Source organism: Xanthomonas sp. LF07-6 (assembly GCF_034105445.1).
Taxonomy (GTDB): Bacteria; Pseudomonadota; Gammaproteobacteria; order Xanthomonadales; family Xanthomonadaceae; genus Xanthomonas_A; species Xanthomonas_A sontii.
In genome coordinates this window covers 13,650-26,941 of record NZ_JAXGGI010000016.1, presented here as the reverse complement: position 1 = coordinate 26,941, position 13,292 = coordinate 13,650, and the positions used below count along the sequence as shown (strand labels likewise).

General features: G+C 69.4%; 7 protein-coding genes. 3 read left to right on the top strand and 4 right to left on the bottom strand.

Annotated elements, in window-relative coordinates:
- Window positions 1–122 precede the first annotated feature (122 nt).
- Window positions 123–422, top strand: coding sequence for a hypothetical protein (locus SLW56_RS18350; RefSeq protein ID WP_043091980.1), 300 nt, complete (start codon window positions 123–125; stop codon window positions 420–422).
- A gap of 842 nt (window positions 423–1,264) precedes the next feature.
- On the opposite strand, the gene SLW56_RS18345 is transcribed toward SLW56_RS18350, so the two are convergent.
- The 3 genes from SLW56_RS18345 to SLW56_RS18335 form a co-directional block, all read right to left on the bottom strand.
- Window positions 1,265–2,584, bottom strand: coding sequence for a nitrate/sulfonate/bicarbonate ABC transporter ATP-binding protein (locus tag SLW56_RS18345; RefSeq protein ID WP_010341738.1), 1,320 nt, complete (start codon window positions 2,582–2,584; stop codon window positions 1,265–1,267).
- A gap of 16 nt (window positions 2,585–2,600) precedes the next feature.
- On the bottom strand, window positions 2,601–4,358 hold the full coding sequence (locus SLW56_RS18340) for an ABC transporter permease subunit (RefSeq protein WP_152246626.1): 1,758 nt from the start codon (window positions 4,356–4,358) through the stop codon (window positions 2,601–2,603).
- A gap of 519 nt (window positions 4,359–4,877) precedes the next feature.
- Window positions 4,878–7,667: a bifunctional diguanylate cyclase/phosphodiesterase gene (locus SLW56_RS18335; protein ID WP_267094077.1), complete on the bottom strand. Its 2,790-nt coding sequence runs from the start codon at window positions 7,665–7,667 to the stop codon at window positions 4,878–4,880.
- 163 nt (window positions 7,668–7,830) lie between these two features.
- Between SLW56_RS18335 and SLW56_RS18330 the strand changes: the two genes are divergently transcribed.
- Together SLW56_RS18330 and SLW56_RS18325 are read left to right on the top strand one after the other, a co-directional pair.
- Window positions 7,831–9,933, top strand: a complete 2,103-nt coding sequence (locus SLW56_RS18330; protein WP_267085296.1) for a PAS domain-containing sensor histidine kinase — start codon at window positions 7,831–7,833, stop codon at window positions 9,931–9,933.
- A gap of 4 nt (window positions 9,934–9,937) precedes the next feature.
- Entirely contained in the window at window positions 9,938–11,662 is a 1,725-nt protein-coding gene (locus SLW56_RS18325; RefSeq protein ID WP_010341742.1) for an EAL domain-containing protein, read from the top strand.
- Window positions 11,663–12,048: 386 nt separating this feature from the next.
- On the opposite strand, the gene SLW56_RS18320 is transcribed toward SLW56_RS18325, so the two are convergent.
- Complete coding sequence (locus tag SLW56_RS18320) at window positions 12,049–13,272, bottom strand: ATP-binding protein (protein WP_017908564.1); 1,224 nt, start codon at window positions 13,270–13,272, stop codon at window positions 12,049–12,051.
- Between the last annotated feature and the right edge of the window lie 20 nt (window positions 13,273–13,292).

Genomic DNA, 13,292 nt, shown 5'->3' with positions numbered 1-13,292 from the left:
TGTCGCGCTCCGCGCCATGAACCGACGAGTCCCCGGCCCCTGCCGGGGCTTGTCGTCTCTGCCCTTCCCGTCCGGCCCCGTCGATGTCGATGCATCTCCAGTCCCTGTCCCGAGTTGCGGCCATGTCCTGCGATGACAGCAGCAGCGCGCACGTGCCTGCGTCCGAGCCGGTGGCCGCACCCGGCATCCGGCCGGTGACCGCGCCGCGCCAGCCCGGCCACGCCCTGCGACGGCTGGAGACGCTGGCCCAGGCCGAACTGCGGCAGTTGCTGATCGCACGCGCACCGGCGCAGCAGGACGCGCGCATCGCCGACCCGGTCTGGGCCGGCCTGGCCTGGGACATGGGCCTCAACGGCAGCGCGGTCGCCGCTGCCGGCACGCCGGCGCCGCTGGTGCACTTTCCGCTGTACGACGGCGATTGAGTCGATCGCGGCGGTTGCGATCGCGCGCGGCGAGCGGAGCCTGCGTCCAGCGCGTCGCCAAACGCTTCATCCCAGCTGGTTATTGTAGATTTCGCTTGACGCATAAGGCCCAGCCAGTCATGCGCGCTCCTGCAAGGAGACAGCTAATCTCGCTACACCACGCCAAAAGGCATCGATGCGCGATGCCATTCGGTCGCGAAACGCGAGCGACACGTGCCTGGCCGGCCGCATGCAGTCGGGACTGAAGTCCCTCCCACAACGACTCCGATCAGATCGCGACATCGTTGCTGCAAAGGCGCATTCGGCGGCGAGCTACGACACATCGACCGACCGACGTCGCATCCAGGCGCGCGCCTGAACCCTTCTCCCAATCGCGAGCGACCGGCCGTGGGCTGTGGGAGCGACTTGAGTCGAGACGCGCGATGCCGTCCAGCGCTTCGATGCGCCTGTAGTCGGGACTGAAATCCCTCCCACAACGACTCCAATCAGATCGCGACATCGTTGCTGCAAAGGCGCATTCGGCGGCGAGCTACGACACATCGACCGACCGGCGTCGCATCCAGGCGCGCGCCCGAACCCTTCTCCCAATCGCGAGCGCCCGGCCGTGGGAAAGCGTCGCTGTGGGAGCGACTTCAGTCGCGACGCGCGATGCCGTCCGGCGCTTCGATGCGCCTGAAGTCGGGACTGAAGTCCCTCCCACAACGACTCCGACCAGATCGCGACATCGTTGCTGCAAGGCGCAGTGAGCGGCGAGCAAGGTCATGCCTAGACGCCGTTCCTGCAATGTTGGCCGTCGGGTCGCGGCTGAAGCCGAAACTGCGCGCAGCCTGAAATCCCCCCGATCAGCTCGGATTCTCCAGCGAGAACAGGTCCGCCTGCTTGTCGTAGGCGAAGTACTCGGCGTAGCGCGCCCAGCTGGTGACCGCCTGCACGGTCTCCGCCGCGTAGGCCTCGGACATGTGGTCTTCCAGTTCGTCGCGGAAGCGGCGCGCCGGCGCGTGATGCGCCGGGCGTTCGTCGAGCACGCGGCGGATGTGCGCGGCCAGCGGCACGTAGGTGGCCAGGTGCTGGGCGAACAGTTGCTTGCGCGCGTCGGTCCCGAGTTCGGCGAAGCGCTGCCCGGCCGGGGTCAGCTGCAGGTCGCCCTGTTCGAACACGGCGAAACGCAGCAGTTGCAGGGTCTCGGCGATCGGGAACAGTTCGTCCACTTCCAGCTGCAGGCCGGCCGCCAACGGCGGCAGGTCGGCACGGCCGTGGTAGGGCTCGGCCGCCACCGCTTCGATCAGGCCGGCCAGCAGGTTGCTCGAGACGCGCGGCAACACCATGGCGATGCCGCTGCCCGGGAACACGCCCTCGCGGGTCTGCGGCCGCTGCGGGCTGGCGGTCATGCGCGCATAGATGTCGTCGACCAGGGCGCGGAACGCCGGCGCCAGGCGATTGCGCGGCTGCGGCAGGGTCACTTCGATCTCGCCGATCACCCGACCCGGATTGGCGCCGAAGATCACGATGCGATCGCACATCAGCACCGCTTCTTCGATGTTGTGGGTAACCATCAGGATCGATTCGATCGGCATGCGCCCTTCCGACCACAGGTCCAGCAGGTCGGTACGCAGGGTCTCGGCGGTCAGCACGTCCAGCGCCGAGAACGGCTCGTCCATCAGCAGCAGCTTCGGCCGTACCACCAGCGCCCGCGCCAGGCCCACGCGCTGACGCATGCCGCCGGACAGTTCCTTCGGGTAGGCGCCCTCGTAGCCGTCCAGGCCGATCAGGTCGATCGCCGCCAGGGCGCGCCGGCGGCGCTCGTCGGCGGCCACGCCGCGCGCCTCCAGGCCCACCTCCACGTTCTGCAGCACCGTCAGCCACGGAAACAGGGCGAAGCTCTGGAACACCATGGCGATGTCGTCGGCGACCTGGCCCGGCGCGGCATCGCGGAAGGCGATGCTGCCGGCGCTGGGCTGCAGCAGCCCGGCGATGGCGCGCAGCAGGGTCGACTTGCCCGAGCCGGAACGGCCGAGCAGGCCGACGATCTGCCCCGAGTGCAGGGTCAGGTCGACGTCCTCCAGCACCACCAGCGGCGTCGCCCCGCCCTTGTCGTAGGTCTTGCGCACACCCTGCACGCGGACCAGCGGGGCGCGCTCGGGCACGCTTGCGGAATAGCTCATGGTCGGTCTCCAGGAATCAGTCGAAACGCAGGCGGCGTTCGGCGAAGACGTACAGACGTCGCCAGACCGCACGGTTGAAGAGGGTCACGAACAGCGACATCACCGCCACCCCGAGCAGCACCCGCGGGCCGTCGCCGGCGGCGGTGGCGCGAGCGATGTAGGCACCGAGGCCGTAGGCCTGCACCTGGGTGTGGCCCCAACTGGCCAGCTCGGCCACGATGCTGGCGTTCCAGGAACCGCCCGACGCGGTCAACGCACCGGTGATGTAGTACGGGAAGATGCCGGGCAGGATCACCCGCCGCCACCAGGTCCACGAGCGCAGGTGGTAGATGGTGGCGGCCTCGCGCAGATCGGTGGGAAACGCGCTGGCGCCGGCGATCACGTTGAACAGGATGTACCACTGGGTGCCGAGGATCATCAGCGGCGACAGCCAGATGTTGGGATCGGCGCCGGTGCTGACGATGGCCAGCACCGCGAACGGGAACAGCACGTTGGCCGGGAACGCGGCCAGGAACTGCGCCAGCGGCTGCACCCGCTGCGCCACCTTCGGGCGCAGCCCGATCCACACCCCGATCGGCACCCACACCACGCTGGCCAGGGCGATCAGCACCACCACCCGCAGCAGCGTGGCCAGGCCGCCGCCGAAGGCCTCGGCCAGGTCGTGCAGGCCCAGGTGGCGGCGGCCATAGTCGTAGGCGAACCAGGCCGCGGCCGCGCCGGCCAACGCCAACGCCGCGCTCCACAGCCGGTCGCCCCACACCCCGCTGCGGCCGGGTGCCTGCGGCGCGGCCTGCAGTTGCGGCTGGCGCCGCGGCGTCCAGCGCACCAGCATGGCGCGCTGCCAGACCCAGGCCAGCGGCGCGACCAGGCGCTTGGCCAGGCGCGTGCGCCGTAGCAGGTCGTACAGCCACGACTGCGGCTTGTCCTGCGAGGCGGTGAGTTCGGCGCGGAACTTGTCCGACCAGGCCACGATCGGGCGGAACAGCAACTGGTCGTACAGGGCGATCAGCACCGCCATCGCCACCACCGCCCAGCCGACCGCGGCGAAGTTGCGCTGCGCGATCGCCAGCGCCAGGTACGAGCCGATGCCGGGCAATTCCAGGGTGTGGTCGCCGACGCTGATCGCCTCGGAAGCGACCACGAAGAACCAGCCGCCGGACATGGACATCATCATGTTCCAGATCAGCGAGGGCGTGGCGTACGGCGCCTCCAGCCGCCAGAAACGCTGCCAGGCGCTGAGCCCGAAACCGCGCGACACCTCGTCCAGGTCGCGCGGCACGTTGCGCAGCGACTGGTAGAACGAGAACGCCATGTTCCAGGCCTGGCTGGTGAAGATGGCGAAGATCGAAGCCAGTTCGGCGCCGATCTGCCGGCCGGGGAACAGGCCCAGGAAGAAGGTCACGGTGAAGGTAAGGAAGCCCAGCACCGGCACCGACTGCAGGATGTCCAGCGCCGGCACGATCACCCGCTCGGCGCGCCGGCTCTTGGCGGCCAGGGTCGCCACCACGAAGGTGAACACCAGCGAGGCGGCCATCGCCGCGAACATGCGCAAGGTGGTGCGCAGGCCGTATTCGGGGAGCTGCCACAGGTCCAGCGACACCGCGGCGGTGCCGGCCGGCGGCAGCGGCGCGCGCATGTCGGATGCGCCATGCAGCAGCAACGCACCCAGGCCCAGCAGCAGCGCGAACACCGCAAGATCGTGCAGGTTGGGCAGTACGCCGGGGCGTGCGGCGAGCTGTCCGGGCGCGGAGCGGTCGCGGGCGAATGGCAGCATGGGAAGATCCGGCAGGAGCGGCAGCGAACGCCGCAGGAAAAAGGACGCTGGCGCGGGTCGCGAAGCGGACCGCCCAGTGTGACCGGGGAAGATGTACGCCGTGCGTCAGCCGCTGCCGGCCGCGCGGGTGTCCCCAGACAATGCGGTGCACGCACGCCGTCGCCACACGACGCAACCGCGCAGCGACGGACGGCTCAGGGAGGATGGCGATGGCAGGCGCATGGGCGGCTCCGACGATGGGAACGCCAGGGGCTACGCTCGGAGTCCTCGCGGATCGGGCTTGCGCATTCTCGGAATCAAGGCCAGCCGCGCGGGGCTGGCGAACGATCCCGTCCTGAGCGGACGGGACCCATCTGGGACGACCCAGACCGTGGCGGTCCTGTCAGCTCTGTCGCTGCAGCGTCGGTCTAGGATGACTGTCCAAGGAAGGTGGCCTCTGGCCGGAAAACGATGGGCGCGCGCAGTATAGCCAGCTGCTGCGTCGCCGCAAGCCCGTGCGGCGCACGCGGTGCCGCACATTCACTGCGCAGCCAGCACCAGCCGCGGGTGTGTGGCCGGCGCCACCTGCTGGCGCGCGCGCAACCAGGCAGCCAGCTCGCGCGGCGGCAGCGGCCGCGCGTGCAGATAGCCCTGGATCTCGTCGCAGCCCTGCTCGCGCAGCAAGGCCTCTTCCTGCACGGTTTCCACGCCCTCGGCCACCACCTGCATGCCCAGCGCGTGGCCGAGCTGCACGATCGCCTGGGTGACCTTGGCGGTGCCGCTGTCGTGCAGCATGTCCTGCACGAAGCTGCGGTCGATCTTCAGGCGCTGCACCGGGAAGCGATTGAGGTAATGCAGGTTGGAGAAGCCGGTGCCGAAGTCGTCGACCGCCAGCAGCACGCCTTCCTGCTCGAACAGTTCGAAGCAGCGGCGCAGCGATTCGCTGTCGCGGATCAGCGCCGACTCGGTCAGCTCCAGCTCCAGCCGCTTCGGCGACCAGCCATTGCGCTGGCACAGCTCGATGACCCGTTCGGCGAAGCCGCGGTCGCGCAGCTGCATCGCCGAGACGTTCACCGAGACCCGGTCGAAGCTCAGCCCCGCCGCATCCCAGGCCGCGGCCTGGCGGCAGGCCTCGCCGATCACCCAGTCGCCCAGGCGCACGATCTCGCCGCATTCCTCGGCGATGGGAATGAACTCGGCCGGGTTGCAATGGCCGTGGCCGGGGCGATGCCAGCGCAGCAGCGCTTCCACCGCCGGCGCGCGCTCGCCCGCCGCGTGCACCAGCGGCTGGTACACCAGCGAGAACTCCTCGCGGTCCAGCGCGCCATGCAGCGCATGCTCGATCTCCAGGCGCCGCTGCGCGCGCAGCAGCACGTCCTGGCTGTAGTAATGGCAGGTGTTGCGTCCGGACTCCTTGGCCGCGTACATCGCCGCGTCGGCGGCGCGCAGCAGACCGTCGAAGTCCTGGCGCCCCTCCTCCATCAGCGCGATGCCGATGCTGGCGCCGATCTTGATCACGTTCTCGCCGCTGTGCAGCGGCTCGGCCAGCGCCGCGATCAGCTTGCGCGCCACGTGCCCGGCATCGCCCGGCTCGGCCAGGTCGCGCAGCACCACCACGAACTCGTCGCCGCTGAAACGGCCGAACAGGTCGCTGGTGCGCAGCTGCTGGTGCATGCGGGTGGCCGCCAGCTTCAGTAGCGCGTCGCCGGTGGCGTGGCCGAAGGAATCGTTGATGCTCTTGAAGCCGTCCAGGTCGACGAACAGCATCGCCAGCGTGGTGCCGCGCTCCACCGCCTCGTGCATCGCCTTCTCGGCCTGCTCGCGCAGCAGCTGCCGGTTCGGCAGGCCGGTCAGCAGGTCGTAATGGGCCAGCAGCTCGATGCGCTCGCTGGCCTCGCGTTCGCGGGTGATGTCGCGGAACAGCACCACGAAGCGCGGCGGCAGGCCGTCGCGTTCGTCCAGCTCGATCAGCACCTGCACCCAGATGCGCTGCCCGGACGGGCGGTGGAAGCACAGGTCCAGTTGCTCCGGCAGGCCGCCCTCGGTGATGCGCACCAGCGCGGACTCGAACGCATCGCGCGAGTCCTGGGTGTACAACGCCAGCGCATGGTCCAGATCGATGGCCTCCTTGCGCAGGCCATGGATGCGGTAGCACTCCTCGGTCCACTGCATGCGCCGGGTGCCGACCTCGATCTCGCAGCCGCCGATCTTGCCCAGCGCCGAGACCCGGTTGAGCAGCTCGGTGCGCCAGCGGATCAGGGCGTCGGTCTGGCGCTGCTCGGTGATGTTCTGCACCTGGCCGAGCACGCGCTGGATGCGGCCGTCGGCCTCCACCTGCGGCTGCGCCCACACCCGCAGGTGCAGCGGCGACTCGCTGCCACACACCAGCTCGACCTCGAAGTTGGCCGGCTTGGCCTCGCGGGCCATGCGCCGCCAGACCGAGATCAGCTGCGCCATCGAATCGCGGCTGAGCAGGCGCAGCCACCCGCGGCTGCTCGGCGCCTGCTGTTCGTCCAGCCCGGTGACGCGCAGGAATTCGCGCGAGCACCACACCCGGTCGCGCAGCGGATCCCAGGACCAGCTGCCCATGCGGGTCATGCGCTGCGCCTCGCGCAGCAGGGTCTGCTGGTCGCGCAGGCGCTGCTCGAGCAGCTTCTGCTCGTGGATGTCGGTGTGCGTGCCGATCATGCGCAGCGGGCTGCCGTCGGCGGTGCGCGCGACGATGCGGCCGCGGTCCAGGATCCAGTGCCACTGCCCGTCCTGCCGGCGCAGGCGGAACTCGCACATATAGGTTTCGGTGCGGCCCTCGAAATGCGCGCGGATCGCCTGGCGCAGGCGCTCCTGGTCGTCGCCGTGGACCAGCGGCAGCAACGCGTTCAGGCCGTCGGCCGGGGCATCGCCGGCGTAGCCGAGCATCCGCTTCCAGCGCTCGGAGCGGAAGATGGTGTCGCTGGGGATGTCCCAGTCCCACAGCCCGTGCTCGGCGCTGTCCAGGGCGATCTCCCAGCGGGTGGCGCCATCGCTGCCGACCGGTTCGGGCACGCTGAGGGTGTAGGCCAGCAGGCCGCCGCTGTCGTCGCGCACCGCGCGCAGCCAGCCGTCCAGGCGTCGCCCGGCGGTGCCGGGCAAGGCGCAGGCCAGCATGGTCTCGCCGCCGAACAGGCGCTCGCGGGCCGCACGCAACAACTCGGCGTACGCCTCCACGGTGCGCGGCAGCTCCAGTGCCTGCGCTGCCCGGTTCGCCGCCAGCGGCCTGCCGTCGGCGTCCAACAGGACGAGCGCCGAGGTGAGCGGGTGCTGCAGCAAGCTTGCGATGACGCCTTGATCCACGCCGAGATGCTCCGTTTCGCCGCCCTGAAGGCCAGCGGTCGAAGGTGATAACGGCACCCGGCGGCATTAATTGAGCGCCCGCACCGCCCGACCATGGGCCGCGGCGGCCGTCAGCGGCTAAGATGTCCGCCGGACACGGACCACCGCAGCAGGCTGCCGGGGCATGCAACCACAACGCGACAGCTCCCTGCCCCATCAGGCGACCTCCGGCATGCGCCTGGCGCAGCGCCTGGACCGCGGCATCTGGAGAGTGGTGCTGCTGTACGTGCTGCTGGGACTGGCGCTGTCGATCGGCAGCGACCTGGTTTTGGCGCATTTCGTAGACGATCCCCGCACGTTGATCGTCCTGCAGCTGGTCAACGACGCCCTGTTCCTGACCCTGACCGCAATCGCCCTGTACTACCTGCTGCGCCCGCTGGTGCGGGCCGCGGTGCAGGCGCACACCCGGCTGGCGCTGTCGGAGGCCGGCTACCGGCAGATGTTCCACGCCAATCCCAGCCCGATGCTGGTCTACGACCTGGAAAGCCTGCGCATCCTCGACGTGAACCCCACCGCGGTCGCCTTCTTCGGCTGGTCGCACGACGAGTTCGTCGGCCTGGAGCTGGCGCGGCTGTGGCCGCCCAGCGCCAGCGCCCGCCTGGCCGAGGTGATCGAGACGATCCGGCAGACCCCGTCCAAGACCTGCGTGGTGGCCGAGCCGCTGCGCCTGCGCGACGGCACCCAGTGCATGGCCGAGGCGCGCAGCACCAGCCTGGACTACCACGGCCGGCAGGCGCGGCTGGTGGTCATCAGCGACCGCAGCGCCGAGTACGACGCGCAGCGCCGCCGCGACCAGGCCCTGCAGCATCTGCAGGAAGCGCAGTCGATCGCGCGGCTGGGCTCCTGGCAACTGGACCGGGCCAGCGGCCTGGGCAGTTACTCCGAGCAGGTCTACCGCATGCTCGGCCGACGCGTGCCGGAACAGCCGCGCCAGCACCGCCTGGAAGAACTGCTGGTGCCGCCCGACGTGGCCTCGCAGGCGCGCATCCAGCGGGTGATCGAGGACCTGTGCGGCAGCGCGCCGCTGCAACTGGACATGCTGCTGCCGGTGCTGGCCGCCGACGGCCAGGCGCGCATGCTGCACCTGCGCGCCGAATCGTCCAGCGACGACGCAGGCGGCGCCTGCGTGCACGGCACCCTGCAGGACGTGACCGAGCACGAGCGCTCGCGGCGCCTGCTGCACGAGCGCGAGGAGCAGTTCCGCGAACTGGTGCGGGTGCTGCCGGACGGCGTGGCGATCCTGCACCAGGAACACGTGCTGTACGCCAACGCCGCCTGCGCCGGGCAGTTCGGCTTCGAGGGCGAGAACCTGCTCGGCGAGCCGCTGCAGGGTCTGGTCGACAGCGCCGACCTGGCGCTGGTACGGCAACGGATGGGCGCGGCCGGGGCCAAGGGCGAACGCGGCGCCACCGCACGCATGTGCCGCCGCGACGGCTCGCTGTTCCATGCCGGGCTGTCGTTCGGCAACGTCCGCTACAGCGGCCGCGACTGCAAGCTGCTGATCGTGCGCGACCTCAGCGAACCGGAGCGCATGCGCGACGCGCTGGCGCAGAGCAACCGCGAACTGCAGGCGATGGCCCGACGCCTGTTCTCGCTGCAGGAAGACGAGCGCCGCGCGATCTCGCGCGACCTGCACGACGACATCGGCCAGGCGATCACCGCGATGAAGCTGTCCGCGCACGCGGCGCTGGACGAGACCGACGCCGAGCGCCGCCGCGAGGACCTGAGCGAGATCGTGAGCCTGGCCGACAGCAGCATCACCAAGCTGCGCAACCTCTCCACGCTGCTGCGGCCGCCGCAGCTGGACGCGCTGGGCCTGGAAGCGGCGCTGCGCTGGCAGGCCGGCATGCTGTTCCGCGCGTCGCCGGTGCGCCTGCACCTGGACATCGCCACCCTGCCCGAGCGCCCCAGCGGCGAGGTCGAACAGGCCTGCTTCCGCATCGCCCAGGAGAGCCTGACCAACGTGCTGCGCCATGCCAGCGCCGGCGAGGTGCGGATGACCCTCGGCGACGAGGAACGCCAGCGCCTGCGCCTGGAAGTGGTCGACGATGGCGACGGTTTCGATCCGGCCGGGCCGCGTGGCCTGGGCCTGATCGTGATGCGCGAGCGCGCGCAGAGCGCCGGCGGTACCCTGCAGATCGACACCGCGCCCGGCGCCGGCACCCGGGTGACGCTGTGCCTGCCCTACACCACCGCGGCACCACCGTCGCCCCCGCCTGGAACCTGAGCCGATGTGGAATCCCGCCAGCGCCGTACCCGTGGACGACGAACTGCCGTCGCGCCTGGGTGCGGGCCATCCCGCCCTGACCGGCATGATCGCCGAGGCGCTCGCCGGTGGGCCGGGGGTGATGCTGCTGCACATCGACATCGACCACTTCGCCTCGATCAACGAGAACATGAGCCCGGAGGTCGGCGACCAGGCGCTGGCGCTGCTCGCGCACCGGCTGCAGGCGCACCTGCGCGGCCGCGGCCTGCTGTGGCGCCATGGCAGCGACGAACTGGTGATGGCGGTACCGCGCACCGCCGACGTGCCGCCGCCGGAAGCCTTCGCCGAGGAGATCCGGCAGCAGATCGAGCTGCCGCTGTCGGTGCTGCCCTATACCCTGTTCATGACCGGCAAGATCGGCGTGAGCCTGTGCCCGGAGCATTCCACGCGGCTGTCGACCCTGCTCGACTTCGCCGAGGACGCGGTCTACCAGGCCGCGCGCGAAGGCGGCAACCTGGTGCGCCTGTACGCCGCCGACGGCCCGCCCAGCGCGCACAGCGAGAGCATCATCTCGCGGCAGATCGTCGACGCCATTCCCAACGGCGAGCTGCGCCTGCGCTACCAGCCGATGGTCAGCGCCCGCGACGGCCGCGTGGTCGGCATGGAATCGCTGCTGCGCTGGCAGTCGCCGACCCTCGGCATCCTGGTGCCGGAACGCTTCATGCGCACCGCCGAGCGCCTGGGCGTGATCGTGCAGATCGGCACCTGGGTGATGGAAGGCGCGCTGCGCCAGGCGCGGCTGTGGCGCGACCAGGGCTTCGACGACTTCACCATCGCGGTCAACGTCTCCACCCTGCAACTGCTGCGCCCGACCTTCTTCAACGAGGTGATGTCGGCGCTGCAGGCGGCCGGGGTACCGCCGCAGATGGTGGTGCTGGAGATCAACGAGAGCGCGTTGACCAACAATGTCAACTTCGTCCACGAGACCCTGGCTAATCTCTGCCGCGAAGGCATCAGCCTGAGCCTGGACAACTTCGGCACCGGCGATTCCAGCCTCAGCGCACTGGTGCGCTACCCGGTGGACAAGCTGAAGATCGACCGCAGCTTCATCAAGAGCGCGCCGGCCGGCAACCGCGAGGCGGCGATCGCCCGCGCGATCATCGCCATGGGCCACCAGCTGGGCATGGTGGTGATCGCCAACGGCGTCGAGTCGCAGGCGCAGCTCGGCTTCCTGCGCCGTAACGATTGCGACATCTTCCAGGGCTACCTGTTCGGCGAACCGATGTCCGCCGAAGCCGCCGGCATGGCCCTGCGCCGGCGCTACCTGCGCCCGGAATCGTTCACCGAGACCCGACCGGACCGCACCCTGCTGCTGCTCGACGACGAAGAGAACGTGCTGCGCTCGCTGGTGCGCCTGTTCCGCCGCGACGGCTACCGCATCCTCGCCGCCGGCAACGTCCGCGACGCTTTCGACCTGCTCGCCACCAACGACGTGCAGGTGATCCTGTCCGACCAGCGCATGTCCGACATGAGCGGCACCGAGTTCCTGGGCCGGGTGAAGATGCTCTACCCCGACACCATCCGCCTGGTCCTGTCCGGCTACACCGACCTGGCCACCGTCACCGACGCGATCAACCGCGGCGCGATCTACCGCTTCCTGACCAAGCCGTGGAACGACGACGAACTGCGCGAACACATCCGCCAGGCCTTCCGCACGCACGACGAACAGCGGCGGGATGCGGGGCCCTGAGGGGCTGGGAGTGGGGAATCGGGAATGGGGAATGGGAAAAGCCGCATCGCGGCTTTTCATTTTTCAGGTCAGGTCACTGAGGCGAGATCGGCGACACGGAAAGCGAACAGCGTCAGCGCTCCCGCTTTTCCTAATCCCCATTCCCCATTCCCAGCTATTAGGACTGCCTAACAGGAATCACGATCCGGACCGTCGAGCCTTGAACAGCGGCGGGATGCGGGGTCCTGAGGGGCCGGGAATCGGGAACGGGGAATCGGGAATGGGAAAAGCCGCATTGCGGCTTTTCGTTTTTCAGGTCAGTTCATTGAAACGACATCGGGTGCGGAAAGCGGCAGCGGCAGTGTTCCCGCTGTTCCGATTCCCCATTCCCGATTCCCCATTCCCAGCTACTTCGGCTGCCTAACCGGAATCACGATCCGGAACGTCGAGCCCTCGCCGACGACGCTGCTGACGTCGATGCGGCCGTGGTGCTTGTTGACGATGCCGTAGGAGATCGACAGGCCCAGGCCGGTGCCGCTGCCGACCGGCTTGGTGGTGAAGAACGGGTCGAAGATGCGCTGCAGCAGATCCGCCGCAATGCCGGCGCCGGAGTCCTTGAACTCGATCCACACCTCCTCGCCGTCCTGGCCGGTGCTGACCACGATGGTGCCGCGCTCGCCGATCGCCTGGCCGGCGTTGAGCAGCAGGTTCATGTACACCTGGTTGAGCTCGGACGGCAGGCACTCCACCAGCGGCAGGTTGCCGTAGTGGCGCTCCAGGGTGACCTTGTACTTGAGCTCGTTCCAGATGATGTTGATCGTCGATTCCAGGCCCGAGTGCAGGTCCACCAGCTTCCACGACTCCTCGCGGCCGGAATAGGAGAAGTCCTTGAGGTCGCGGACGATGCGGGTCACCCGCTCGATGCCTTCGCGCGACTCGGCCATCAGTTGCGGCAGGTCGCGGCTGATGAAATCGATGTCGAAGCGGTTGCGGATGTCGTCGATCTCCGGGATCAGCGCCTTCGGATCCGGCGCGCGCAGGGCGCGCTCGTAGGCCTCGATCAGGGTGAACAGGCTGCGCAGGTATTCCTGCAGGCTGCCCAGGTTGGAATGGACGTAGCCGATCGGGTTGTTGATCTCATGGGCGACGCCGGCGGCGAGTTGGCCGATCGAGGCCATCTTCTCCGACTGCAGCAGTTTTTCCTGGGCGCCGTTGAGGCGCAGGTAGGCCTGGCGCAGCTCGGCGTGGCGTTGCTGCAGTTCCTGTTCGTAGTCCTGCTGGCCTTCGATGCCCTGGATCAGCATCAGGTAATGGCCGCCGTCCGCGTCGGCGTGGAAGTACAGGTGCGCCAGCACCACGTGCTGTTCGGTCGGCAAGCTGCCGCTCCAGCGGCCACTGCTGCGCGCCTGCGACAGCGCGTCGCCCGGCAGCCACTGCGCCAGATGCGAGGCCAATGCGCCGGTGTCGGCGCTGGAGGAGAGATGGCGGCGCGCGGCGCTGTTGGCGAGCAGCAACTGGCCGTCGGCGCGGAACAGCACCACGCCTTCGTACAGCAGTTCGCTCAGGGCGAGCAGGTTCTCGCGTGCGGGCAGGACGAGCGGTGCGTTGGGATTGATTTCGGCGAAATTCACGACAGGCGGCGGGCGATCGA

Excerpts from the sequence above, each read along its gene's own strand:
- SLW56_RS18350 (WP_043091980.1), top strand. The coding sequence starts at position 123 with ATGTCCTGCGATGACAGCAGCAGCGCGCACGTGCCTGCGTCCGAGCCG.
- SLW56_RS18345 (WP_010341738.1), bottom strand. The coding sequence starts at position 2,584 with ATGAGCTATTCCGCAAGCGTGCCCGAGCGCGCCCCGCTGGTCCGCGTG.
- SLW56_RS18340 (WP_152246626.1), bottom strand. The coding sequence starts at position 4,358 with ATGCTGCCATTCGCCCGCGACCGCTCCGCGCCCGGACAGCTCGCCGCA.
- SLW56_RS18330 (WP_267085296.1), top strand. The coding sequence starts at position 7,831 with ATGCAACCACAACGCGACAGCTCCCTGCCCCATCAGGCGACCTCCGGC.
- SLW56_RS18325 (WP_010341742.1), top strand. The coding sequence starts at position 9,938 with ATGTGGAATCCCGCCAGCGCCGTACCCGTGGACGACGAACTGCCGTCG.